This window comes from Actinomadura nitritigenes (genome assembly GCF_017573545.1).
Taxonomy (GTDB): Bacteria; Actinomycetota; Actinomycetes; order Streptosporangiales; family Streptosporangiaceae; genus Spirillospora; species Spirillospora nitritigenes.
In genome coordinates, this window is the sequence record NZ_JAGEOK010000045.1 from 19,603 (window position 1) to 44,695 (window position 25,093).

Here is a 25,093-nt window from a genome sequence, read left to right on the forward strand (position 1 = left end):
CCGGTGTCTCGTGCACGACACGTTGACTCCGGGAGGGAGAACCCCATGGATCTCGCGCTGTGGATCGTCGCGGGCCTGCTGTGCGCCGTCATGCTGTTCGGCGGCGCGACGAAGGTGCTCGTGCCCAGGGAGACGCTGGCCGCGGCGCCCGGCGGCGGCTGGACCGGCGACCGGAGCGCCGCCTTCGTCAAGACGCTCGGCGCCGTCGAGATCCTGGCGGCGGTCGGCATCGTGGTGCCCGCCATCGTCGACATCGCGCCCGTCATGGTGCCGGTGACCGCCGTCTGCTGGGTGCTGCTGATGGTCGGCGCGATGGCCACCCACCTCCGCCGCCACGAGCGCGTCGCCGTCCTGGCGAACGTGACGTACCTGGCCATGGGCGTCTTCATCGCCTGCGGCCGCTTCTGACCGGCGCAGCGAACCTCAGCCGCCGGGGCCCGGCGGCTGAAGCGGCCGGAAAAAGGTTCGGGCCGGGTGTCGATTACGGCGGTTCCCGTTTGTCGTCAGTCCGTAAGGCGTCGGCACGGGAGGGCGAACCGAGATGGCGGAACCGGATCCGCGCAGGTGGAAGGCACTGGCACTGCTCTGCGCGGCCAACTTCATGGTGATCCTGGACTCGCAGATCGTGCTGCTGGCCGTGCCGTCGATCCAGCGGGGCCTCGGGCTCGCGGCGAGCGGCGCGCAGTGGGTGCTGAGCGCCTACCTGCTCGGGTTCGGCGGCCTGCTGCTGCTCGGCGGGCGCGCCGCCGACCTGGCCGGGCGCCGCCGGACGTTCCTCGCCGGGACGGTGCTCTTCCTCGTCGCGTCGCTGGCGTGCGGGCTGGCCTGGACCGGCGGGGCGCTGATCGGCGCGCGCGTGCTCCAGGGGCTGTCGGCGGCGCTGATGGCGCCGAGCGCGCTGTCGATCGTCACGGCGACGTTCGGGGAGGGGCCCGAACGGCACCGCGCGATCGCCGTGTGGGGCGGCGTCGGCGGGTTCGGCGGCACGGCGGCGCTGCTGGCCGGCGGCCCGCTGACGGACGTGCTCGGCTGGCGGGCGATCTTCTTTCTCAACGTGCCGGTCGCGGCGCTGCTGCTCGTCCTCGGGCCGCTGCTGCTGGCCGAGAGCCGGGGCGCGGCACGCGCGTACGACCCGGCGGGCGCGGCGTCGGTGACGCTGGCGGTGACGGCGGCGGTGTTCGGCGTGGTCCGCGCGCCCGAGGAGGGCTGGACGAGCCCGTGGACGGCGGGGGCGTTCGCGGTCGCGGTCCTCGCGGGGGCGGCGTTCGTGCGGGCCGAGTCGCGGTCGGCGGCCCCGCTCGTGCCGCTGCGGACGTTCCGGTCGCGGACGCTGACCGGCGGGAACGCGGTGACGTTCGCGGCGGCGACGGCGGTGTTCGGGACGTCGTTCGCCGTGTCGCAGTACGCGCAGGGCGTGCTCGGGTACTCGCCACTGGTGTTCGGGTTCGCGACGGCGGTGCTGCCGGTGGCGGCGGTCGCCGGATCGTACGCGGCGCAGGCGGCGCTCGGACGGTGGGCGGTGCGTCCCGTCGCGGTGGCGGGGCTCGCCGTCATGGCGGCGGGCTGCCTGGCGCTCGGCCGGGTGACCGCCGGCGCCGGGTACGCGCCGGGGCTGCTGCCGGGCCTGGCGCTGCTCGGGTTCGGGCTCGGCACGTGCGGGGTGGCCGGATCGGTCGCCGCGCTCGCCGGGTCCGCCGACGGGGACGCGGGCCTCGCGTCCGGGATCAACACCGCCTCGTTCCAGCTCGGCGGCGCGTTCGGCGTCGCCGCCGCGTCCACCGCCGTCGCGTCCTGGACGGACGGGACCGGCCCCGCCGCCCTCACCGCGGGGTTCCGCGGGGCGTTCGACGTGTCGGCCGGGATCGCCCTGGCCGGCGCCCTCGTCGCGGGCGTGCTGCTCGCGGCACCGGCCCGGCGCACAGTTCCGGAGCCGGAACAAGTCAGAGTGAAGTAGGAGGAGGGACCATGCAGTACATGCTGTTGATCTGCGGCGTCGAGGGCGGGCCCGAGCCGTCGCCGGACGAGCGCGCGGCGATGATCGCCGACACCGAGGCATGGGTCGCGGAAATGGACGGGCGGGGCGTGCGCAGGTTCGGCGACCGGCTGCGCCCGGCGGACACCGCGACGACCGTGCGGGTCCGCGGCGGCGAGACGCTGCTGTCGGACGGGCCGTTCGCCGAGACCAAGGAGCAGATCCTCGGCTTCGACCTGATCGACTGCGCCGACCTGGAGGAGGCGCTGGAGGTCGCGGCGGCGCACCCGGCGGCGCGCGGCGGCTCGATCGAGGTCAGGCCGCTGTGGCCGTGGCGGGAGGACTGACGGACGCCGAAGGGGCCGTCGCGGCGGCGTTCCGCGAGGAGTGGGGCCGCGTCGTCGCGACGCTCATCCGGATGACGGGCGACTGGGACCTCGCCGAGGAGTGCGCCCAGGAGGCGTTCGCGCGCGCCCTGGAGCGCTGGCCGGGCGACGGGGTGCCGCGCCGCCCCGGCGCCTGGCTGACCACGGCCGCCCGCAACCACGCGGTGAACCGGCTGCGGCGCGGCGCCGCCGAACGCGAGAAGCTGCGGGAGCTGAGCGCCATGACCGGTCCGGACGAGCCGGCGGACGCCGGCGGCGTGCCCGACGACCGGCTCCGGCTGATCTTCACCTGCTGCCATCCGGCGCTGCCGATGCAGGGCCGCGTCGCGCTGACGCTGCGCACCCTGCTCGGGCTGACGACGGCGGAGATCGCGCGGGCGTTCCTGGTCGCGGAGCCCGCGATGGCGCAGCGGATCGTCCGTGCGAAGCGCAAGATCCGGGAGGCGGGCATCCCGTACCGGGTGCCGCCCGCGCACCTGCTGCCGGAGCGGACGGCGGCGGTGCTCGGCGTCGTGTACCTGCTGTTCAACGAGGGGTACGCGGCGACGGCGGGGGAGGACCCGGTCCGCGCAGACCTGTGCGCGGAGGCGGTCCGGCTGGCCCGCGTCCTGGCCGGCCTGATGCCGGACGAGCCGGAGGCGCGCGGCCTGCTCGCCCTCCTGCTCCTCCAGGACTCGCGCCGCGCGGCCCGCCAGGACGCCGAGGGGAACCTCGTGCCGCTGGACGCGCAGGACCGTTCGCACTGGGACGCCGCGCGGATCGCGGAGGGCGTCCGGCTGCTGGACGGGGCGCTGCGCCGCGGGGAGCCGGGCCCGTACCAGGTGCAGGCGGCGATCGCGGCGTGCCACGCGACGGCCGCGACGGCGGAGGAGACGGACTGGCCGCAGATCGCCGCGCTGTACGGGCGGCTGGAGGCGATGAGCCCGGGTCCGGTCGTTCGGCTGAACCGGGCCGTCGCGGTGGCGATGGCGGACGGTCCGGCGGCGGGGCTGGCGCTGGTCGAGACGATCGGCGGGCTCGACGGCTACCACCTGCTCCCGGCGACGCGCGCGGACCTGCTGCGGCGGCTCGGCCGCTCCGGGGAGGCGGCGGCCGCGTACCGGGAGGCGCTGGCCCTGGCCCGTGCGGAGCCCGACCGCCGGTTCCTCGCCGGCCGCCTCGCGGAGGTCGAGCGGCGCGGCGGCTGACAATTGCGGTCATTCCACAACAGGTACGAGGGTTCCGGCCGATTCCAACGCTTCGGACATCTTCCGCATCCCGGACGGCGCTGACGGGTTCCGATACTGATTGGTATTTGTACCCCGTTTAATGCCTTCTGTGGCACATCAACGCTTTCGTGTTGCGAGAGACAAACACCGGGTTATGGTTGCTTTCCTGCAACTCTCATTCGGTGGGGGAATGAGTGGCCGGTATCGACGACTGCCTGGCACGGATGATGACGATCCCCGGGGCGCAGCGGGTGACCCTGATCGACTGCGCGAGCGGCCTCGCCGTCGCGAGCGCCGGCCGCGAGGACCTCGTCGACCAGCACGAGGACGCCGCCGGAGCCACCGACGTCGTCCGCGCCGTGCTCGCCTCGCCCGCGCTCAGCGCCACCGCCGCGGGCGACGACGTCGAGGAGATCATCGTCTGCGGCACCGGCGGATACCACCTATTGGTCCTCACCGGAGCCGACCTCGACGGGCATCTGTTCGTCCATTTGCTCGTCGACCGCGACAAAGGCAACCTCGCCCTCGCGCGGCTGCGGCTGCAGGGCCTCGTCGACGAAATGGCCGGACGCTGAAATGGCGCACGGCGACTTCGCAGAATACGGGAGCCTCCGGGAGTCCGGCGACCGCGTCGCCCGGACGCTCGGCGCGCTGGAGCGCGAACGCGCCACCGGCCTGCTCCGCCTCGGCGACGACGGCGCCCTCCACCTCGACGGCGGAGCCGTCACCCGCGCCGAGAGCCGGCACGCGCCCGGCCCCGGCGACCTGACCGGGGCCCTCGGCGGCCCCGACCCCGAACTGCCGGCGCTGCTCGCGCTGTTCGACGCCGCCTACTTCCTGCTCGGCTCGGGGGCCGAGCCGGTGTTCACCGACGGGCCCACGGCGCGGGGACCCGTCCGGCGGATCACCGCGGCGACGCTCGTCCACGAGCGGCGCCGGCGCCGCACCCTCCTGCACTCCGCCTGGCCCTACGACGACGTGGACGCGGCGCCCGTCGAACCGGTGCGGCGCGTCCGGCGCCAGCGCGTCATCCTCACCGGGCTCCAGGCGGAGATCCTGCTCAACGCCGACGGCCGGCGCACCCCCGGCGAGCTGGCCCGCGACCTCGGGCGGACGGCCTTCGCCTGCCTGCTCGCGGTGCGCGGCCTCGCCGCGGCGGCGCTGCTGCGCACCCGCCCGCACGATCCGGCGCACGACCCGCCGCACGGGCTCGCGGCCGGCCCGCCCGCGCCGCCGCCGGGCCTGCCGCCGGAGGCCGAGCCGCCCGCCGGGTGGGCACCGGCCGACCACGACCTGCTCGCACGGCTCCGGGCCGCCCTGGTGGAGCTCGGGTGACGTGCGCGACCGCTTCGGGAAATTGATCGAAAGGCTGACGAAGGTGGCCGTACCAGCCGGGACCGTGACCATGACCACGCCGACGAGCGAACCGGACGTGCTGGCGGAACTCCGCACGCTGCGGGCCCGCGTCCCGCGGCTCACCGGGAGCCTCGTCGCGTCCGCCGACGGGCTGCTCGTCGCCGCGGACCTCCCGCCGTCCGTCGAACCGTCCGGCATGGCGGCGGTGACCGCGTCCGGGCTGTCCCTCGCGCACCGCATCGCCCAGACCGCGCACGGCGGCGCCTTCCACGAGGTCGTCATCCGCGGCGTCGACGGCTACGTCGTCACCTACGCCGCCGGGCCGACCGCGTCCCTCACCGTCCTCGCCGAGGCGGGCGTCAACGTGGGCCGCCTCCACCTGGAGGCCCGCCCCGCCGCCCGCGCCATCGCCGCGCACCTCGGCCGCACCTGACCCCGCACCAGGAGCCGAAAGGGCACCACGAACCGAAAGGCAGAGACCCATGTCCAACCTGGACACGTCGCTCAAGGACATGATGACGATCGACGGCGCCATCGGCGCGGCCGTCGTCGACTACAACAGCGGGATGGCCCTCGGCCACCTCGGCAGCTCCAAGGCCCTCGACCTCAACGTCGCCGCGGCCGGGAACACCGAGGTCGTGCGGGCCAAGCTCCGCACCATCGAGCAGCTCGGCATCAAGGAGGAGATCGAGGACATCCTCATCAGCCTCTCCGCCCAGTACCACCTCATCCGGCCCGTGACCGGCCGCAAGGGCAAGGGGCTGTTCCTCTACATGGCCCTCGACCGGGGCCGCGCCAACCTCGCCCTCGCCCGCCACCGCCTCCGCGACATCGAGGAGAACCTCGAGATCTGAGCGGCGAACGGACGGCCCGGGGACTCACCCCCGGGCCGTCCGCCGGTTCAGGGGGCGCCGGTGGCGCGGGCGGCGCCCTCGGCGAGCAGCCGGGTCGGCGCCGGGGCGTCGTGTCCGATCAGCCGCAGCAGCACGTCCCGCGCCGCCGGCCGCTCCCCGGGCGCGGTCCGCAGCCCCTCGCCGACCAGCGCGCGCAGGGGGCCGGACGCCCGCGCCGCGAAGTCGCCGAGATCGGCCTCCCCGCGCAGCTTGCGGTACATGATCTGCGGTATCGAGTCCGCCCCGTGCGGCGGCCGCCCCGTCGCCGCCTGCACCATCGTGCAGGCCCACGCGTACACGTCGGCGGCCGGTCCGACGCGCCCGCCCTCGAACTGCTCGGGCGCCATGTAGGCGGGCGTGCCGATCGCCTGCCCCGTGACGGACGAGCCGGCGTCGGTGATCCGCGCGATCCCGAAGTCGATGACGCGGGGACCGTCCGGGCCGAGCAGCACGTTGTCCGGCTTGAAGTCGCGGTGCACGATGCCCGCCTCCGCTATCGCCGCGAGCGCCGTGATGGTGCCGATCGCCAGCCGGTCCAGGGCGCCGCCCGAGCGCGTCCCGTCCTCGGCGACGGCCCGCCGCAGCGACGGGCCGGTCACGTACTCGCTCACCACGTACGGCAGCTCGCCCGCGAAGTCGGCGTCCAGGACCTGCGCCGTGCAGAATGACGCGACCCGCCGCGCGGCCTCGATCTCCCGGAAGAACCGCTCCCGCGCCCGGGGGTGGTCCAGCGCGGCGGCGTGCAGCACCTTGACCGCGACGCGCCTCCCGCCGGCGTCCTCGGCGAGGTACACCACGCCCTGGCCGCCCTGCCCGAGCCGCCGCAGCAGCCGGTACCCGCCCAGTTCCCGAGGGTCGGCGAGGCCGAGGGGCGCCCCCGCCGTCTCCGTGTCCGGCTCCGACGGCGGGACGTCTCCGGACGGCCCGCTCCGGAACGGGGGGACGGGCCGCGGACGCGGCGCCCACGCCGCGTCGCCGCCCTTCCCGGCGGGAACGGCCGGCTCGCCGTCCGCCTCCTGGAAGGAGTCCTCGTCCGCCGCCTTCTGGACGAGGTCGTCGGGCTCGTCGGTGTCCAGGCCGACCGGGTCGACCGGGGCGGCCGGAACATCGGAGACCACGCGCGCGACGTCGTCCTCGCGCAGCTCGGCACGGTCCGGGGCTCCGGCCGCCGCGGTCCGCTCGGCGGCCTCCGCGAGCCGCCGCTCCAGCTCGGGCAGCTCCCCGTACAGCAGCCGCGCCGCCGTCTCCAGGTCGCCGTCGCGCTGCGCCCGTTCCGCCTCGGCCCGGACGTCCTCGACCTGGCGCCGCAGGTCCGCGGTCCGGTCGCGGTCGTCCCGCGCGCGGTACCACCGGTCCCGCCGCGCGCGCTCGTCGAGCCGCACGTCCGCCAGCCTGCGGTCCAGTTCCGCGAGCCGCTCGCGGGACGCGGCGTCGTCCTCCTTGAGCAGCGCGAACCGCTCGATCTCCAGCCGGGTGACGGTGCGCTCCAGGTCCCGCAGCTCCTCCGGCGCGCCGTCCGCGTCGACCTGGAGCCGCGTCGCCGCCTCGTCCAGCAGCTCGACGGCGGCGCCGGGCCGGACGCGTCCGCCGATCCGGTCCGCGAGCCGCGCCGCCGCGACCAGCGCCGCGTCCCGGATCGTGATCCCGTGGTGCTCCTCGAACCGCGCCCGCAGCACGCGCAGGACCATCGCGGTGTCCTCGACGGATGCCTCCGCCACCGGCAGCCGCTGGAAGAGTCGGCGCAGCACCGGCAGGTCCGCGAGGCGCTCCCGCTCCCCGGCGGGCGTCGCCGTCGCGATCACCCGGGGCGCGCCCGGGTCCGCGAGGCGGCCGAGCGCCGCGAGCACCGGTGAGCCGGGCCGGGCCACCGCGTGCAGATCGTCCAGCACGAGGACGACGCCGCCGCCCCGGGCGGCCGCCATGATCCGGTCGAGCTCGCCGTCCGGCATCGCCGCGAGGTCGAGCGCGACCACGCGGGCGCCGCGCAGCGCGGCCGGGACGTCGCCCGCCCCGACGCGGTGCGCGAGGCCCGCGACCAGGGCGCTCTTGCCCGCGCCGCGCTCCCCGACCAGCAGCGCGTTCCCGCCGTCCCGCCGGGAGAGGATCTCGACCAGCCGCCGCGACTCCGCCGCCCGGCCGACAGGCGGTTCGAGCGCCCCCTCCCGGGCCCGCAGGGTGAGGTCCTGCGCGTACGGCGACCGGACGACCTCCCGCCCCGCCTGCTCGCTCAGCAGCCGCCGCCGCGTCAGGTCCCTCGCGCGCAGCAGCCGTCCCGCCGGATCGTCCCCGGCGGCGAGCCCGGCGAGCAGATGGACGGCCGACACCTCCGCGCCCCCGGCCTCCTCGGACGCCGCCGCGACCACCCTCGCCACCGCGCTCGACATTCGCGGCGCCGTACCGGGCTCATCGGGCCCCGCCGGGAGCCGCGTGAGCAGCGCCTCCGCGTCGTCCCGCAGCGCCGCGGCGCCGACGCCGGCGGACGCGAGCAGCGCGCCGACCTCGGCGCCGTCCAGCAGCGCCGCGAGCACGTGCGGCGGTCCGACCTCGGCATGGCCCGCGCCGGACGCCCGGCGCACCGCCGCTCTCAACGCCTCCTGGCCCTGCTCCGACATCCTGTGTTCCACGCGCGACGGCTCCGCTCGGGGGACGGCGACTTCCGTCGCCATTGTGCCCCCGAGCGGAGCCGCCGCGAGATCCTTACTTGGTGAGGGTCAGCCCCCGGGAGGGCTGGACCGTGAGCCGGTCGGCGGCCTCGTCGAGGTCGACGACCACCTCGTCGCCGTCGCGGACGTCGCCGGCGAGCAGCTCGCGGGCGAGCTGGTCGCCGATCGCGGTCTGCACCAGGCGGCGCAGCGGGCGCGCCCCGTACAGCGGGTCGTAGCCGGTCAGCGCCAGCCACTCGCGCGCCGCCTCCGTCACCTTCAGCGTGAGCTGCCGGTCCGCGAGACGGCCGGCGAGCCGGTCGACCTGCAGGTCCACGATCCGGGTCAGCTCCTCCGTGGACAGCGCGTCGAACAGGATCACATCGTCCAGCCGGTTCAGGAACTCCGGCTTGAAGGAGTCGCGGACCGCGGCCCACACCGCCTCCCGCTTCGCCCCGTTCTCCATCGACGGGTCCACCAGGAACTGCGACCCGATGTTGGACGTCAGGATCAGGATGGTGTTGCGGAAGTCGACCGTGCGGCCCTGCCCGTCGGTGAGGCGCCCGTCGTCGAGCACCTGGAGCAGGATGTCGAACACCTCGGGGTGCGCCTTCTCCACCTCGTCCAGCAGGATGGCGGAGTACGGGCGGCGCCGGACGGCCTCGGTGAGCTGGCCGCCCTCCTCGTAGCCGACGTACCCGGGAGGCGCGCCGACGAGCCGGGCGACGGAGTGCTTCTCGGAGTACTCGCTCATGTCGATGCGGGTCATCGCCCGCTCGTCGTCGAACAGGAACTCCGCGAGCGCCTTCGCCAGCTCCGTCTTGCCGACGCCGGTCGGGCCGAGGAACAGGAACGAGCCCGTCGGACGGTCCGGGTCGGAGATCCCCGCGCGCGCACGGCGCACCGCGTCCGACACCGTCTTCACCGCGGCGGACTGGCCGATGAGCCGGTGCCCCAGCTCCTCCTCCATCCGCAGCAGCTTGCCCGTCTCGCCCTCCAGCAGACGGCCCGCCGGGATGCCCGTCCAGGACGCGACCACGTCCGCGACGTCGTCCGGGCCGACCTCCTCCTTGACCATCGTGTCGCGGCTGTCCGCCGCCTCCGACGCCGCCTCCAGCTGCTTCTCCAGCTCCGGGATCTCCCCGTACACCAGCCGCGAGGACGTCTCCAGGTCGCCGTCGCGCTCGGCCCGCTCCGCCTCGCCGCGCAGCTGGTCGATCCGCTCCTTGATCTCGCCGACCCGGTTCAGCTCGCCCTTCTCCCGCTCCCAGCGGGCGTTCAGGCCGCTCAGATGCTCCTGCTTGTCGGCCAGGTCGGCGCGGAGGCGTTCGAGGCGCTGCCGGGACGCCTCGTCGGTCTCCTTCTCCAGGTTCATCTGCTCCATCTTCAGCCGGTCCACGGCGCGCTGCAGCTCGTCGATCTCGACGGGCCGGGAGTCGATCTCCATGCGCAGCCGCGACGCGGCCTCGTCCACCAGGTCGATGGCCTTGTCCGGCAGGAACCGGGACGTGATGTAGCGGTCCGACAGCGTCGCCGCCGCGACCAGCGCCGAGTCGTTGATCTGCACCTTGTGGTGCGCCTCGTAGCGGCCCTTCAGCCCGCGCAGGATCGCGATCGAGTCCTCCACGGACGGCTCGCCCACGAACACCTGCTGGAACCGGCGCTCCAGCGCCGGGTCCTTCTCGATCCGCTCCCGGTACTCGTCCAGCGTCGTCGCGCCGATCATCCGCAGCTCGCCGCGCGCCAGCATCGGCTTCAGCATGTTGCCGGCGTCCATCGCGCCCTCGGCGGCGCCCGCCCCGACGACGGTGTGCAGCTCGTCGATGAACGTGACGACCTGCCCCTCCGACTCCTTGATCTCGTTCAGGACGGCCTTCAGCCGCTCCTCGAACTCGCCGCGGAACTTCGCGCCCGCGACCATCGCGCCGAGGTCCAGCGACACCAGCCGCTTGCCGCGCAGCGACTCCGGCACGTCGCCCGCCACGATCCGCTGCGCGAGGCCCTCGACGACGGCGGTCTTGCCGACGCCCGGCTCGCCGATCAGCACCGGGTTGTTCTTCGTCCGCCGCGACAGCACCTGCACGACCCGGCGGATCTCCGAGTCCCGCCCGATCACCGGGTCCAGCCGGCCGTCCCGCGCCGCCGCCGTCAGGTCGACGCCGTACTTCTCCAGCGACTGGTAGGTGCTCTCCGGGTTCTCGCTGGTCACGCGGGCGTGCCCGCGGACCTTCTCGAACGCGTCCAGCAGCGCCTGCGGCGTCGCCCCGAACTCCTTCAGCAGGCCCGCCGCCGGGCCGCCGTCCGCCGCGAGGCCCACCAGCAGGTGCTCGGTCGAGACGTACTCGTCCTCCAGCTGCTGCGCCCGCGCACCCGCCGTGTTGATCGCCCGGTTCAGCTGCCCCGACAGCCGCGGCGTCGCGACCGTCGAGCCCTGCGCCTTCGGCATCGCCGCCAGCTGCTCCTCGGCCCGCCGCCGGATCGCCTGCCAGTCCGCGCCGACCGCCTCCAGCAGGGGCACCGCGGTGCCCTCCGGCAGCCCGATCAGCGCCACCAGCAGGTGCTGCGGCTCCACCTCGGGGTGCCCCTCGGCCGCCGCCCTGCGGGCCGCGACCGACACCGCTTCCTGGCTCTTCTGCGTCAGCTTGACGTCCATGTCCCCGTACTTTCTCTGGGGCCGCGGCCCCAGCCGTTCCAGTCTGGGGGGCGACCCCCAAACCCGCCGGCAACTACCTGCCCGATTTGGGGGGACGACCCCCCAAACCCCCCGGCAACTGCCCTCAGTCCCGGTTTCGCTCGTGCCACACCACGACGCTGGTCTGCCTGATCGGCACCAGGTCGGAGCCGGGAGTGCCGCCCGGGTTCCCGCGCCGCCGCTGCTGCGCCAGGCGCGCCGCGACCGACCGGGTCGATTCGAGTTCGTTCGCGAGCTCCTCCAGGGCGGCGTGCGCCTTGGCGAGCTCCTCGCGGAGCCGCACGTTGTCGCGCTGCAGCTCCAGGATGTGCTTGATGCCGGAGAGGTTGACGCCCTCCTCCTGGGAGAGCCGCTGGATCTCGCGCAGCATCACGATGTCGCGCATCGAGTACCGGCGGCCCCGGCCGGCCGTGCGGCCCGGGCACACCAGCCCCATCCGGTCGTAGGTGCGGAGCGTTTGCGGGTGGAGCCCGGACAGCTGCGCCGCCACCGAGATCACATAGACCGGAGTGTCGTCGCCGAACGGATCCATGACCTCACTCCGTTCTCGCCTGCTGGAGCAGCTCGCCGCGCAGGTCGTCGCCCGCGCCCGCGTCGCGGAGCCGCTCCAGCGCCTCGCGGGCCTGATCGTCGAGCTTCTGCGGCACCTGCACGTCCACGGTGACGAGCAGGTCGCCCTTCGTGCCGTCGCGCCGGGGCGCGCCGCGGCCCCGCACCCGGAACGTCCGGCCGTTCGGAGTGCCCTCCGGCAGCCGCAGCGTCACCGGCTGCCCCTGGAACGTCGGCACCCGGATCTCCGCGCCGAGCGCCGCCTCCGGGAACGTCACCGGCACGGTCATCGTCAGGTTGTCGCCGGTGCGGCCGAACACCTTGTGCGGCAGCACCTTGATGTTCACGTACAGGTCGCCCTGCGGGCCCCCGTTCTCTCCCGGCGCGCCCTTGCCCTTCAGCCGGATCCGCTGCCCGTCCGCGACGCCCGCCGGGATGCGGGCCTGGATGGTGCGGTCCGACTGCTTGCGGCCGCTGCCGTGGCAGGTCGGGCAGGGGTCGTCCACGACCAGCCCGCGGCCGTGGCACTCCCGGCACGGCTCCTGGAAGCCGAAGTTGCCGAGGTTGCGGGTCTCGTGCCCCGTGCCCTCGCAGTTCGGGCACACCCGCGGCACCGTGCCGGCCTTCGCGCCGGTGCCCCGGCACGACGGGCACGCCGCCTCGCTGGTCAGCTTGATCGGGACGGTCACGCCGTTCATCGCGCGGCCGAACGACAGCGTCACGTCCGTCTCCACGTCCGCGCCGCGCCGCGCCCGCCGCGCCCCCGTCGTCCGGGTGCCGGCGCCGCCGCCCCGGTTGAACAGGCCGCCGAACAGGTCGCCGATGCGCTCGCCCGCGCCCCCCGTCTGCGTGCCCCCGGTCTGCCCGAAGATGTCCCCCAGGTCGAAGGGGAAGCCCCCGCCGCCCTGCTGGCCGCGGAAACCGCCCGGCATGGACCGCACCGCGTCGTACTCCTTGCGGCGCTTGTCGTCCGACAGGACGTCGTACGCCTCGGAGACCTCCTTGAAGCGGTCCTCGGCGTCGGCGTCCCCCTTGTTGGCGTCCGGGTGGTACTTGCGCGCCAGCTTCCGGTAGGACTTCTTGATCTCCTCCTGCGAGGCCGACTTCGAGACACCGAGGACTTTGTAGTAGTCCTTCTCCAGGTAGTCCTTGGTGCTCACGGCGCCCCGCTCTCTGCTATCGCCACTTGCGTCTTGTCTTCACGTGCGCCGCCGGGCCCGTCCCGTCCCAGGACGGGACGGGCCCGGCGGGTGGATCACTCGCCGCCGTCGGCGCTCTCGTCGGCGCCGGCGTTCGGGTCGGGCTCGGCCACCGCGACGCGGGCGGGCCGCAGGACCCGCTCCCCGATCCGGTAGCCGGGCTGCAGGACGTCCGCGACGCTCGTCTCCGTCACGTCCGCCGAGTACGAGTGCATGAGCGCCTCGTGCACGGTCGGGTCGAACGGCTCGGACCTCTCGCCGAACTTCTCCAGGCCGAGCTTGCCGGTGACCGCCTCCAGGCTCTCCGCGACGGACTTGAACCCGCCGGTGAGCTCGTCGTGGTCCCGGGCGCGGCCGATGTCGTCCAGCACCGGGAGCAGCTCGGACAGCACCTGCCCGAGGGCCTGCTCGCGGACCGCGACCCGGTCCCGCTCGACCCGCTTGCGGTAGTTGTCGTATTCGGCCTTGAGCCGCTGGAGGTCGGCCAGCCGCTCGTTCAGCTGCGTCTTCAGCGAGGAGACCTCCTCATCGGATCCCCCGGTTTCCCCCTCGGCCGGGGCCTCCGGGGCCGGCGCCTCCGCCGGCTCCCGGAGCTTTCCCGTCTTCGGGTCGATGCGCCGCTTGTCGCGTATCACCGGGCCCTCCTGCTCCTCGCCCTCGCGGGAGGAGGAAGTCACGAGGCCTCACCCTTCGGCTTGTCGTCGTCCACGATCTCGGCGTCGACGACCTCGTCGTCCTGCGCGCCCTGGGCGTCGGCCGTCGGGCCGGCGTCCTCGGCGCCCGGCTGGGCGCCCTCGGGGTTCTGCGCGTACATCGCCGCGCCCATCTTCTGGGAGACCTGCGCGAGCTTCTCGGCGCTGCTCTTGATCGCGTCGACGTCGGTGCCCTCCAGGGCCTTCTTCACCTCGGCGATCGCGTCGTTGACCTCGGTCTTCAGCTCCGCGGGGACCTTCTCGTCGTTCTCCCGCAGGAACTTCTCGGTCGAGTACGCGAGGGTGTCGGCCTGGTTGCGGACCTCGGCCTCCTCCTTGCGCCGCCGGTCCTCCTCGGCGTACTGCTCGGCGTCGCGCATCATCTTCTCGATGTCGTCCTTGGGCAGCGCGCTGCCGCCCGTGATGACCATCGACTGCTCGCGACCCGTGCCCTGGTCCTTCGCGCTGACGTTGACGATGCCGTTGGCGTCGATGTCGAAGGTGACCTCGATCTGCGGGACGCCCCGCGGCGCCGGCGGCAGGCCGGTCAGCTGGAAGGTGCCGAGCTTCTTGTTGTACGCGGCGATCTCGCGCTCGCCCTGGTAGACCTGGATCTCCACGGACGGCTGGTTGTCGTCGGCGGTGGTGAACGTCTCCGACCGCTTGGTCGGGATCGTGGTGTTCCGCTCGATGATCTTGGTGAAGATGCCGCCCTTGGTCTCGATGCCGAGGCTGAGCGGGGTCACGTCCAGCAGCAGGACGTCCTTGACCTCGCCCTTCAGCACGCCGGCCTGGAGGCTGGCGCCGATCGCGACGACCTCGTCGGGGTTGACGCCCTTGTTCGGCTCCTTGCCGCCGGTCAGCTCCTTGACCAGCTCGGACACCGCGGGCATCCGGGTGGAGCCGCCGACCAGGACGACCTGGTCGATGTCGTTCACCGAGATGCCGGCGTCCTTGAGCACCGAGTGGAACGGCGCCTTGGTCCGGTCGAGCAGGTCGGAGGTCATCCGCTGGAACTCGGCCCGGGTGAGCTTCTCGTCCAGGTGCAGCGGGCCCTCGGAGGACGCGGTGATGTAGGGCAGGTTGATCTGCGTCTCGGACGAGCCGGACAGCTCGATCTTCGCCTTCTCCGCGGCCTCGCGGAGCCGCTGCAGCGCCATCTTGTCCTTGGACAGGTCGACGCCGTTGGCGTTCTTGAACTTCTCCACCAGCCAGTCGACGACCTTGTTGTCCCAGTCGTCGCCGCCGAGGTGGTTGTCACCGCTGGTGGCCTTGACCTCGACGACCCCGTCGCCGACCTCCAGCAGGGACACGTCGAACGTGCCGCCGCCGAGGTCGAACACCAGGATGGTGGCCTCGTTCTCCTTCTCCAGGTGGTAGGCCAGCGCGGCCGAGGTCGGCTCGTTGATGATGCGCAGGACGTTCAGGCCCGCGATCTGGCCGGCCTCCTTGGTGGCCTGGCGCTGGTGGTCGGAGAAGTAGGCGGGGACGGTGATGACCGCGTCGGTGACCGTCTCGCCCAGGTAGGACTCGGCGTCCCTCTTCAGCTTCTGCAGCACGAACGCGCTGATCTGCTGGGGGGTGAAGTCCTTGTCGTCGATCTTGGTCTTCCAGTCGGTGCCCATCTCGCGCTTGACCGACCGGATCGTCCGGTCGACGTTGGTCACCGCCTGGCGCTTGGCGACCTCGCCGACCAGGACCTCTCCGTTCTTGGCGAAGGCGACGACGGACGGCGTGGTCCGCGACCCCTCCGCGTTGGCGATGACGGTGGGCTCGCCGCCCTCCAGGATCGCGACGACCGAGTTGGTCGTCCCGAGGTCGATGCCGACCGCACGTGCCATGTCTCTCGTCCTCCGTCGTTTCCGGTGTTATCGCGCCCCGGTCGCCCCCGGGGTGCGGCCGGTCGATGTCTGTCTGTCCGCAAGATTGCCCGGCCCTCGCCTCGTTGTCAAATGACTTGAGTCGACCGGACTCAACTTTGCTGACGCTCTCTTCAACAGGACGTGTGAGCCACCTATTCCAGTTCCCGGCGCGGTGTAAGAAACCGGGATCTATCGGGACTACTCCCGCGAAGACGATCACGCCCTCCGGGTGATCCCTTAGGACCGCCCGCTCCCGGGCGGCCCTGCGCAGAGGAGTCTCGATGACGCACAGACGCCGGAGCCGGGCCCCGCTCGGCCTCCTGCTCGGCACGCTGCTCGCGGCGGGGACGGCGGCGGTCCTGCCGACGCCCGCCGCCCATGCCTCGCCCCCCGGCGCCCCGCCCTCGGCCGGGCTCGCGCCGGGCCGGTCCTGGAAGGTGACGCTGCTGACCGGCGACGTCGTCCGGGTCCGGACGGTCCGCGGCCGCGCGCCGATGGTCGCGGTGAGCCCCGCCCCCGGGCGCGGCGCCCACCTGTTCCGCACGGCCGTCCGGCCGGACGGCCACGTGGTGGTGACCCCGCTGGACGTCGCGCGCCTGGTCGGCAAGGTGATCGACCCGGCCCTGTTCGACGTCACGGCGCTGATCAAGGACGGCTACGACGACGCCCGCAGCGCCGACCTGCCGCTGATCGTCCAGCGGGACGGCGGCGCGCACGGCCTGTCGGCGCTCGGCGGCGGGACGCTCCGGCAGGGCGTCGCGCTGCCGAGCATCGGGGCCGTCGCCGCCCGGCAGCCGAAGAAGGACGCGCAGCGGCTCGGCTCGTCGCTGGCCGCGATGTCCGGGCCGTCGCCGAAGGCCGCGGGCGGCGTCCGGCACCTGTGGCTGGACGGCCGGATCAAGGCGACGGCGCTTCCCGCGACGGCGCCTTCCGCGACGGCGCTCCCCGCGACGGCTCCGGCGACGGCCGCGAAGCTCGACGGGAACCTGACCCAGATCGGCGCGCCGAAGGCGTGGAAGGCCGGGTACACCGGCGCTGGCGCGACGGTCGCCGTCCTCGACACCGGCGTGGACGCGACGCACCCCGACCTCAAGGGCCGGATCGCCGGGACGGCGAACTTCTCCGACGCGCCCGGCACCGCCGACCGGTTCGGGCACGGCACGCACGTCGCCGCGACGATCGCCGGGACGGGCGCGGCCGCCGGCGGCGCCCGCAGGGGCGTCGCGCCCGGCGCGCGCCTGCTCGTCGGCAAGGTCCTCGGCGACGACGGCTACGGCACCGACTCCAGCCTGATCGCGGGCATGGAGTGGGCGGCGCCGCGCGCCAAGGTCGTCAACATGAGCCTCGGCGGCGACGCGTCCGACGGCACCGACCCGGTCTCGCAGGCGCTCGGCGGGCTCAGCCGGAAGTACGGCACGCTGTTCGTCGCCGCCGCCGGCAACGAAGGCGCGATCGGGTCGATCGGCGCGCCCGGGTCGGCGGACGCCGCGCTGACCGTCGGCGCGGTCGACGGCACCGACCGGCTCGCGGACTTCTCCAGCCGCGGCCCCCGCGCGGGCGGGCACGTCGCCAAGCCGGAGATCGTCGCGCCGGGCGTCGGCATCGCGGCGGCCCGTGCGAAGGGCACCGCGCTGGGCACGCCGCTCGGCCCGCTGTACACGCGGGCGTCGGGCACGTCGATGGCGACCCCGCACGTCGCGGGCGCGGCGGCGCTGCTCGCCGCCCGGCACCCGCGCTGGACGCCCGCGCAGCTCAAGGCCGCGCTGGTCGGGACGGCCGGACCCGCGACAGGCGGCGACGTCTACGAGCGCGGCGCCGGGCGCCTCGACGCGGGCGCCGCCGTGACCGGCGCCGTCCTGCCCGCCCAGGGCGTCGTGGACCTCGGGACTTCGGCGTTCCCCGCGCACAGGGCGCTGTCGGCGAAGCTCGCGTGGACGTCGCAGGGCGCCGCCGCCCGCGTGTCGCTGAGCGTGAAGGCGACCGACCGGAAGGGCCGCGACGCGTCCAGGGCGGTGCGCCTGTCCGCCGCCGCGGTGAACGTCCCGGCGGGCGGCACCGCGTCCGCGTCGCTGACCGTCGACGCGTCGAAGCTCGCCCCCCGCCCCGGCATGTACGAGGCGGAGGTGACGGCGAGAAGCGGGCGCACGGTCGTCCGCACGCCCGTGACGTTCTACGTCGAGCCGCCGTCCCACACGCTGACCGTGAAGGCGGTCCCGCTGCCCGGCACGGACCCGGCCGACTTCTCCTCCTACAGCGCCGTGGTCGACCTCGACGATCCCGCGCTGTTCGCCGAGTCGGTCGATCCGACGCCGGAGGGCACGAAGGTCCGCGTCCCCGAAGGCCGCTACAGCGTGCTCGGCACCGTCGACGACACCAAGGGGAACGCCTGGCGGTCCGCGCTCGCGGGCACGCCGGAGGTGCGCGTCGACCGCGACCTGACGGTCACGCTGGACGGCCCCGCCGCCAAGCCCGTCACGGCGGGCGTCGAAGGCGTCCGGACGAAGGCCGTCATGGCCAGCGCGTCCGCCGTCCAGAGCACCAAGCGGATGATGTGGACGGTCGGCGTCTACAGCGACGACCCCGCCGCCGCCCCCGTCTACGCCCAGGCCATGCGCGGCGCCGGTACCGGGACGTTCCGCGCCTACAGCAGCCACCGGCTGACCGCGCCCGGCGCCGTCTACGACCTCATCCACCCGTACGGCAACGGCGTCCCGGCCGACCCGTCCCATGTCGCCGGCGCGGCGGAGAAGGCGCGGATGGCCCGGATCGACCAGCGGTTCGCCGCGTTCGACGGCGACACCGGCAAGGGCGTCACCGAGCACCGCTACGGCACGTCGCCGGAGGGCCTCCTGCTGGCCGGGCTCGACGCGTCCGGCGCCGTCCCGTCCGGGACGACCCGCACCGACTACGTGTCGACGGGCAAGGGGATGCTGTGGGCCGACGAGGCGTTCCCCGAGGCGATCGCCAAGGGGGAGTGGGTCGACCAGCTCCCGTTCCGGGAACTGCGGCCCGGTCAGCGGATCTCGCGCACGTGGGGCCGCCAGCCGGTGCGCCCCGGCCCGTACTCCGGGTCCGGCGTCTCGATCAGCGAGTGCGCTCCGAACCCGTCCGTCCGGACCGGCGACCACGTCCACGTCGAGCTGGTCGACCTCCAGACCAGGCTGGACGGGTTCGACTGCGGTCTGGACGGCGGCGGCGTCACCGGCGCCCTCGCGCTGTACTCCGGCGGCAAGAAGGTCGGCGGCGCGGCCGGCCCGGTCGGCGACTTCGACGTCCCGTCCAAGCCGGCGGCGTACCGGCTGACCTACGACAACGACGCGTCCAAGCTGCTGCCGGTGTCGGTCCGCACCTCGACGGCCTGGACGTTCCGCTCGTCCGCGCCGCGCGGCGACGGCGCGCTCCTGCCGCTGCTGCTCGTCGATTACGACCTCGGCCTCGACCTGCGCAACCAGCCGGCGGGCAGGCCCGCCGTCCTCAGCGTCGCGCGCGTCGCGGGCGCGCCGGAGGCGAAGGTCACCGGGCTGCGGTTCTGGACGTCGGTGGACGACGGCGCGACCTGGCGGGCCGTCCCGGTGAAGGCGCTCGGCGGCGGCCGGTTCAGCGCGCCGCTCCCGGCGCCGGTCAAGGGCCAGGCCGTGTCGCTGCGGGTCACCGCGAAGGACGCGGGCGGCAGCGGCGTCGACCAGCGCATCATCCGCGCCTACCGGGTCCGGTAGGCGTCAGGTAGGCGCCCGCCGGGCGTCCGGCGGGCGCGAAAGCGGCGAGGGGTTCCGGGTGATACGTCTGTGACCGCCATCCGTGCGACGGAAAGGCAGCACATGACAGGGGAACCCCTCGCCGCGGCACCGCCCCGGGCCACCGCGGGCCCGCCCGTGCCGCGGCCGTCCCTGCACGACCCCGAACGGTTCGGGGAGGTCTTCGACGCGCACTTCGCCGAGATCCACGGCTACGCGGCCAAGCGCCTCGGCCCGGACGCCGCGGCCGACGTCGCCTCCCAGACGTTCCTGGAGGCGTTCCGGCGCCGCGACCGCTACGACCCCTCGCGCGCGGCCGTCCGCACCTGGCTGTACGGCATCGCGACGAACCTGATCGCCAAGCACCGGCGGAGCGAGGTGCGCGCGCTGCGCGCCCGCGAACGGCTCGGCCCCGGCGACACCGGCGGCGGCGAGGGCCACGCGGACGCGGTGGACGCCCGCGTCAGCGCGCAGGGGCTGCGCGGCCGGCTGGCCGGGGCGATCGCGACGCTGTCCGCCGGGGAGCGCGACGTGCTGCTGCTCGTCGCGCTCGCCGAGCTCAGCCATGAGGAGGTCGCGGCTGCGCTGGGCGTCCCGTACGGGACGGTCGGCTCCCGGCTCAGCCGGGCCCGGAGGAAGGTGCGCGAGGCACTCGGCGGGACGAACCCGATGCGCGATGGGGAGGACGACCATGGATGAACTGCGGACCGTCCGGGAGGCGTACGGCGACGCCGCGCCGCCGACCATGACGGAGATCGCGCAGGCGCGGGCCCGCTGGGAGGAGGCGGAGGCGCCGCCGCGCCGGGCCCGGTTCGGGTGGCCGTCCCGGCTGGCCCTCGGCATGGTCGCCGCGGGCGCGGCGGCGGCCGTCGCCGTCGCCCTCACCGGGCAGGGGACCCCGGACGCGCCGGGTCCGTCCGGGAACGGCGACGGCGACGGGAACGTGGACCTCGGCAGGCGGGCGGTGCTCGCCGCCGCCACCAAGGCCGGGCGGGCACCGGCCGGACGGTACTGGTACATCGACTGCCTCTCCGGCCAGGCCTACATCGTCCGGTCGAAGTCCGGCGCCCCGTACGCGATCGTCGGCGCGGCCGACGAGATGTTCCACTGGAACGGTGTGAAGCCCGGCATGGGCGAGATGTACTACAGCCGCGACCTCCCCGCCCGCCCGGCGACCGGCCAGGACGCGGCGGTGTGGCGTGCGGACGGGTCGCCGCCGACCTTTCGCACCTGGTCCGGCGACCACCACGCCACCTACACCACCAAGGCGACCAAGTGGCGGTCGAAGGGCCCGGGAGTGGGCCTGGACCCCGAGGGCGGCGGGACGTTCTTCCTCGGCAAGACGGCCGCGGACCTCCAGCGGCTGCCCACCGATCCGGCGGAGCTCGGCAAGCGGTTCCTGAGCGACGACGCCCTGAGGGCGCTGTTCCTGAACGGCCGCACGAAGAGCCGCGGCAAGGTGAATCTGCGGGTCCTGCCCGACATGAGGCTCAAGGTCGTGGCGACGCTGCTGGACGCCCCGACGCCGCCGAAGGTCCGGGCGGGGCTGATGCGGGCGCTCGCCGCCCAGCCGGGCGTCCACGCGATCGGGCACGACACCGACCCGCTGGGCCGCCGGGGCGTCGCGCTGGCCGCCGACCCCCGCTCCACCACGGACGACGGCGAGTACGGCACGCCGAAGAGCGACCAGGGGACCTACCGCTGGCGCAGGGTGATGATCTTCGACGAGGGCAGCGGCGCGCTGCTGTCCCTGCAGTCCGAACTGGTCGACCCCGGCGGCGTGTACCGCGACCGCAAGCCCGGCTTCGTCATCGACTACGAGACCTACCGCGGCTCCGGCTGGAGCGACAACAGGCCGCGGCCGCCGGCCGGGCAGCCCTTCTGACCGGCGCGCCGGCCGGCGTCCGGAATGCTTCGGTAAGAACCGGCGGCTCCCGATCACTACCCGGGTGACGGAACCCCCCGGACGAAGGGCTCGGACCTTGTCGGACCCCGAAGACATCGCCCGGTTCACGGCGCTGTACGACGCGCACCATCCGCGCGTCCACGCCTATGCCGTGAGCCGGGTCGGCGTGCAGGCCGCCGAAGAGATCACGAGTGAGACGTTCTGCGTCGCGTGGCGGCGCGTCCGCGACCTGCCGGCCGAGCCGCTGCCCTGGCTGCTCGGCATCGCCCGCAACCTGCTGCGCGAGTCGTACCGGGCGCGGGACCGGCAGGACGCGCTGGCCCGCGAGCTGCGGACCTGGGCGGCCGGGCAGCCGCCCGCCGGCGACGTCGGCGAGGCGGTGGCCGAGCGCGCCGGGATGCTGCGCGCGCTGGCCGCCCTGCCCGACGCCGACCGCGAGCTGCTGGCGCTGGTCGCCTGGCACGGGCTGTCGCCGGGCGAGGCGGCGAAGGTCATCGGCTGCTCGAAGGCCTCGTTCTACGTGCGGCTGCACCGGGCCCGGCGGCGGCTGGAGCGCGCGCTGACCGGCGAGTCGCGGGCGCCGGACCGCGGCGCGCCCGCACCCCGCCCGTCCCTGGTCAGCACCGAAAGGAAGGTCGTCCGATGAAGCATGACGTGATGAAGGCGCTGGCCGAGGCGCGGCCCGGGCAGCTCGACCCGCCGGCGGACCCCGAGACGGCCCGCGCCCGCCGGGAACGCGACCTGGGACGAGCGTTCCTGGCGGACCCCGACGACGCGCCCGCCGGGGGACGGACGCGGGGGCGCCGCCCCGTCCGCTGGACGGTGCTCGGCGTGGTCGCGGCCGGGGCGGCGGCCTCCGTGGCGGTCGCGACGGTCGGCTCGTCCGGTTCGCCGGGCTCCCCGGGGACTCGGGGCGGGCCCGGGAGCATCGACCTGAACAAGCAGGCGGTGCTCGCCGCGGCCACCAAGGTGGAGCACGCGCCGACCGGGAAGTACTGGTACAGCGACCGGCTCGACGGCCAGTCCTACATCGTGCCGGCGAAGACCGGGGCGTACGCGATCGCCGGCGCGCAGAGCGAGTCGTTCGGCTGGTTCGGCGCGAAGTCCGGGACGGGCGAGGCGTACTACCTGCGCGACCTGCCGGCCCGTCCGCTGACCGAGCGGGACGCGGCGCTGTGGCGCAGGGCCGGGTCGCCGTCGAGCTTCCGCGTCCGGACCGACGGCGGCTTCACTACGTACGGCACCAAGGCGACGAAGTGGCGGTCGAGCGGCCCGGAGGCGGGCGCCGACGCGCGCGGCGGCGGGGAGTTCCTCGGCATGTCGGCCGAGGAGCTGCGGAAGCTGCCGTCGGACCCGGCGGCGCTCGCCCGGAGGTTCCTGACCCGGTCGGAGGCGGGCCGCGCGATGGGCATGGACCCGAAGAGCGGCCGGGCCCCGAGCTCCGGCCAGGCCGCGGCCTCCATGATCTGGCGCGTCGCGTCGCTGCTGGGCGGCGCGCCGGTGCCGCCGAAGGCGCGGGCCGGCCTGATGCGGGCGCTGGCCGCCCAGCCGGGCGTGCAGGCGATCGGGCACGCCACCGATCCGCTCGGCCGCCGGGGCGTCGCGCTGGCCTCCGCCGAGCGCACCACGACGACCACCGACGGGCCGACGGGCGGGCGAGGGACCTACCGCTCCCGCGAAGTGATCGTCTTCGACGAGGCGACCGGCGCGCTGCTGTCCGTCCAGGACACGCTGACCCGGCCGGGCGGCGAGTACGCGGCGATGAAGCCCGGGTTCGTCATCAGCTACTCGGCGACCCGCGCGGCGAACTGGACCGGCACCAGGCCCACGCCCCCCGCGAAGCTCCCCTTCTAGCCTCCGGCCCGGGGTGAGCGCTGCCGTTGTCCCATGGCGAACGCCCCCGTCCTCGCCCTCCGCCCGGGTTCCCGGGCGGAGGGCGAAGGCGTTTCGGGGGATCGGTTGAGAACGGGATGATCCGTCCGTCCCCCCACAGCGAGGATTCGTCCATGGCACACGACCGGCCGCCGGGGCCCGAGGGCCCCATCGGGCCCGGCTCCGACGCGGAGGTGATCGCCCGTTCGCGGCGAGAACCGGACGCGTTCGCGGAGATCTTCCACCGCCACTTCACCGAGATCCACCGGTACGCGGCGCGCCGGCTCGGCGCCGACGCGGCCGACGACATCGCCGCCGAGACCTTCCTCATCGCGTTCCGCAAGCGCGGCCGGTTCGACACCGGGCGGGGGACGGCCCGTCCCTGGCTGTACGGGATCGTCACCCGGGTGATCGGCCTGCACCGGCGCGCGGAGGGGCGGCGGTACCGGGCGCTCGCCCGCACGCCCGCCGAGAACGTCCAGCACGGGCACGACGACCTGGTCGCGGCGCGCGTCACCGCCGGGGACGCCGGCGCGGACATCGCGGACGCGCTGGCCCGGCTGCCGCGCGGGGAGCGGGACGTCCTGCTCCTGGTGGCGCTGGCCGACCTGTCGTACGACGAGGTGGCGCAGGCGCTCGGCCTGAAGACGGGCACCGTCGCGTCCCGGCTGCACCGGGCGCGGCGCCGCCTGCGGGAGGCGCTCGGCACGGACCGGATGGCAGCGATCGTGGAGGAGGCGACGGCGTGAGCGAGATCGACGAGATGGACGGCGTGCGGCGGCTGCTGGCCGAGCCCCCGGCACCCTCGCCGGAGGCGGCCGCGAAGGCGTTCGGCCTGCTGGAGCGCGAGATGTCCGGCGGGCGCCGCGCCGGGACGGCGCGGGCGGGACGGCGGCTGCGGTACGGGTGGCCGTTCGGGCTCGGCGCGGGCCTGGCCGCGGTCGGCGCGGCGGCGGCCGTCACCGTCGTCGTGACGGGCCAGGGGACGCCGGAGCCGGGGAAGACGGCCCCCGGCGTGGACCTGAACAGGCAGGCGGTGCTCGCGGCGGCGGGGAAGGCCGCGCTGATGCCCACCGGGAAGTACTGGTACACCGACCAGATCCAGGGCCAGTCCTACATGATGCGGCCGAAGACCGGCGAGTACGCGATCGTGGGTGCGCACAGCGAGACGTTCGAGTGGTCGGGCGCGAAGAGCGGCATGGGCGAGGCGTTCTACGGCCGGGACATCCCGGCGCGTCCGCTGACGCCGAAGGACGCGGCGCTGTGGCGCAAGGCCGGCGCGCCGTCGGCGTTCCGCGTGTGGTCGAACGACCACTACTACACCTACGACCGGAAGACCTCGGCGTGGGAGGCGGACCGGCCGGACGCGAAGGGCGGCGGCCGGTGGCTCGGCGACCGGGACCCGGACGGCGGGGAGTCCGGCGGCCTGACCGTCGATGACCTGCAGAACCTGCCCACCGACCCCGCGAGCCTCGCCGCGCGGTTCCTGAAGGGGGCCGCCTCCGATCCGAAGCTGGAGAGGATCAGGAAGACCCTGGCGCAGATGCAGCAGCAACCCGTGCCGGCCGATCCCGGCAAGCGGGCCGAACACGCCGCGGCCATCAAGTCGCTCCAGGACATGCTGAAGAAGGTCGACGAGGGCCGGCGGGAGGACCCGCACGGCTCGCGCGAGAAGCTGATGCGAGCCGAGGACCTGATGATGGACCTGCCGCTCCCGCCGGCGGTGCGGGCCGGGCTGATGCGGGCCCTCGCCGCGCAGCCCGGGGTGCGGGCGATCGGAGCGGTGACGGACGAGCTCGGCCGCAAGGGCATCGCGCTGGCGGCCGCCGACACGACCGTCCACGTCACCGGCGAGTACGGCACCCCGGCCGCCGAGCAGGGGACCTACACCTCCCACGAGGAGATCATGTTCGATCCGGCGACCGGCCAGCTGCTCGGTAGCCGGGACGTGCTGACCAGGCCGGGCGGCGCCTACCGGTCGCAGGCGCCCGGCTTCGTGATCAACTACTGGCTGGTGCGGTCGTCCGGCTGGACGGACGCCAAGCCGGAGCCGCCCGCGAAGCTCCCCTTCTGATCCGCCCCGTCTCTTGGGGTGCGGCGAGTCGTCCTGGCGGCGTCCAGGACGACTCG

21 protein-coding genes are annotated in these 25,093 nt (G+C 74.6%); 15 read left to right on the top strand and 6 right to left on the bottom strand.

Annotation, left to right across the window (positions count from 1 at the left end; all coding sequences use genetic code 11):
• Window positions 1–45: 45 nt before the first annotated feature.
• The 8 genes from J4557_RS43325 (at window position 46) to J4557_RS43360 (ending at window position 5,776) form a co-directional block, all read left to right on the top strand.
• Window positions 46–408, top strand: coding sequence for a DoxX family protein (locus tag J4557_RS43325; RefSeq protein WP_208272717.1), 363 nt, complete (start codon window positions 46–48; stop codon window positions 406–408).
• 133 nt (window positions 409–541) lie between these two features.
• The gene (locus J4557_RS43330; RefSeq protein ID WP_208272719.1) at window positions 542–1,954 is read left to right on the top strand and encodes an MFS transporter; all 1,413 of its coding nucleotides are present in this window, start codon (window positions 542–544) and stop codon (window positions 1,952–1,954) included.
• Window positions 1,955–1,965: 11 nt separating this feature from the next.
• On the top strand, window positions 1,966–2,319 hold the full coding sequence (locus J4557_RS43335; RefSeq protein WP_208272721.1) for a YciI family protein: 354 nt from the start codon (window positions 1,966–1,968) through the stop codon (window positions 2,317–2,319).
• Window positions 2,304–3,545 (top strand): RNA polymerase sigma factor, encoded by a 1,242-nt coding sequence (locus J4557_RS43340; RefSeq protein ID WP_307800541.1) that lies wholly within the window; start codon window positions 2,304–2,306, stop codon window positions 3,543–3,545. The genes J4557_RS43335 and J4557_RS43340 overlap by 16 nt, the downstream gene beginning before the upstream one ends.
• A 215-nt stretch (window positions 3,546–3,760) precedes the next feature.
• Entirely contained in the window at window positions 3,761–4,141 is a 381-nt protein-coding gene (locus J4557_RS43345; RefSeq protein ID WP_208272723.1) for a hypothetical protein, read from the top strand.
• Window position 4,142: 1 nt separating this feature from the next.
• The gene (locus J4557_RS43350) at window positions 4,143–4,901 is read left to right on the top strand and encodes a hypothetical protein (RefSeq protein ID WP_208272725.1); all 759 of its coding nucleotides are present in this window, start codon (window positions 4,143–4,145) and stop codon (window positions 4,899–4,901) included.
• Window positions 4,902–4,971: 70 nt separating this feature from the next.
• Complete coding sequence (locus tag J4557_RS43355) at window positions 4,972–5,355, top strand: roadblock/LC7 domain-containing protein (RefSeq protein ID WP_208272735.1); 384 nt, start codon at window positions 4,972–4,974, stop codon at window positions 5,353–5,355.
• A 49-nt stretch (window positions 5,356–5,404) separates the two neighbouring features.
• Window positions 5,405–5,776 carry a hypothetical protein gene (locus tag J4557_RS43360; protein WP_208272737.1) on the top strand — a complete coding sequence of 124 codons (372 nt, stop codon included), beginning with the start codon at window positions 5,405–5,407 and terminating at the stop codon, window positions 5,774–5,776.
• A 47-nt stretch (window positions 5,777–5,823) separates the two neighbouring features.
• Here J4557_RS43360 and J4557_RS43365 read toward each other — a convergent pair whose 3' ends face one another.
• The 6 genes from J4557_RS43365 to dnaK form a co-directional block, all read right to left on the bottom strand.
• Window positions 5,824–8,439 (bottom strand): protein kinase domain-containing protein, encoded by a 2,616-nt coding sequence (locus J4557_RS43365; RefSeq protein WP_208272739.1) that lies wholly within the window; start codon window positions 8,437–8,439, stop codon window positions 5,824–5,826.
• 73 nt (window positions 8,440–8,512) lie between these two features.
• Window positions 8,513–11,110 (bottom strand): ATP-dependent chaperone ClpB, encoded by a 2,598-nt coding sequence (clpB, locus tag J4557_RS43370; RefSeq protein ID WP_208272741.1) that lies wholly within the window; start codon window positions 11,108–11,110, stop codon window positions 8,513–8,515.
• 124 nt (window positions 11,111–11,234) lie between these two features.
• Complete coding sequence (locus J4557_RS43375) at window positions 11,235–11,681, bottom strand: heat shock protein transcriptional repressor HspR (RefSeq protein ID WP_208272743.1); 447 nt, start codon at window positions 11,679–11,681, stop codon at window positions 11,235–11,237.
• Window positions 11,682–11,685: 4 nt separating this feature from the next.
• Window positions 11,686–12,858, bottom strand: coding sequence for a molecular chaperone DnaJ (dnaJ, locus tag J4557_RS43380; protein ID WP_208272745.1), 1,173 nt, complete (start codon window positions 12,856–12,858; stop codon window positions 11,686–11,688).
• Between the two features lie 95 nt (window positions 12,859–12,953).
• Window positions 12,954–13,574, bottom strand: coding sequence for a nucleotide exchange factor GrpE (gene grpE, locus J4557_RS43385; RefSeq protein ID WP_208272747.1), 621 nt, complete (start codon window positions 13,572–13,574; stop codon window positions 12,954–12,956).
• The gene (gene dnaK, locus J4557_RS43390; RefSeq protein ID WP_208272757.1) at window positions 13,571–15,430 is read right to left on the bottom strand and encodes a molecular chaperone DnaK; all 1,860 of its coding nucleotides are present in this window, start codon (window positions 15,428–15,430) and stop codon (window positions 13,571–13,573) included. The genes grpE and dnaK overlap by 4 nt, the downstream gene beginning before the upstream one ends.
• A 302-nt stretch (window positions 15,431–15,732) precedes the next feature.
• On the opposite strand from dnaK, the gene J4557_RS43395 reads away from it, so the two are divergent.
• From J4557_RS43395 to J4557_RS43425, 7 genes are all read left to right on the top strand, one after another.
• Window positions 15,733–19,167, top strand: coding sequence for a S8 family serine peptidase (locus tag J4557_RS43395; RefSeq protein ID WP_208272760.1), 3,435 nt, complete (start codon window positions 15,733–15,735; stop codon window positions 19,165–19,167).
• A 102-nt stretch (window positions 19,168–19,269) separates the two neighbouring features.
• Window positions 19,270–19,884 carry an RNA polymerase sigma factor gene (locus tag J4557_RS43400; RefSeq protein WP_208272762.1) on the top strand — a complete coding sequence of 205 codons (615 nt, stop codon included), beginning with the start codon at window positions 19,270–19,272 and terminating at the stop codon, window positions 19,882–19,884.
• On the top strand, window positions 19,877–21,070 hold the full coding sequence (locus J4557_RS43405; protein WP_208272764.1) for a hypothetical protein: 1,194 nt from the start codon (window positions 19,877–19,879) through the stop codon (window positions 21,068–21,070). Before J4557_RS43400 ends, J4557_RS43405 begins: the two co-directional genes overlap by 8 nt.
• 97 nt (window positions 21,071–21,167) lie before the next feature.
• A complete protein-coding gene (locus tag J4557_RS43410) occupies window positions 21,168–21,737 on the top strand; it encodes an RNA polymerase sigma factor (RefSeq protein ID WP_208272766.1) in 570 nt (189 codons plus the stop codon).
• Complete coding sequence (locus J4557_RS43415) at window positions 21,734–22,945, top strand: CU044_5270 family protein (RefSeq protein ID WP_208272768.1); 1,212 nt, start codon at window positions 21,734–21,736, stop codon at window positions 22,943–22,945. Before J4557_RS43410 ends, J4557_RS43415 begins: the two co-directional genes overlap by 4 nt.
• A 152-nt stretch (window positions 22,946–23,097) precedes the next feature.
• Window positions 23,098–23,712 (top strand): RNA polymerase sigma factor, encoded by a 615-nt coding sequence (locus J4557_RS43420; RefSeq protein WP_208272770.1) that lies wholly within the window; start codon window positions 23,098–23,100, stop codon window positions 23,710–23,712.
• Window positions 23,709–25,037 (top strand): hypothetical protein, encoded by a 1,329-nt coding sequence (locus J4557_RS43425; RefSeq protein WP_208272772.1) that lies wholly within the window; start codon window positions 23,709–23,711, stop codon window positions 25,035–25,037. Before J4557_RS43420 ends, J4557_RS43425 begins: the two co-directional genes overlap by 4 nt.
• Window positions 25,038–25,093 lie beyond the last annotated feature (56 nt).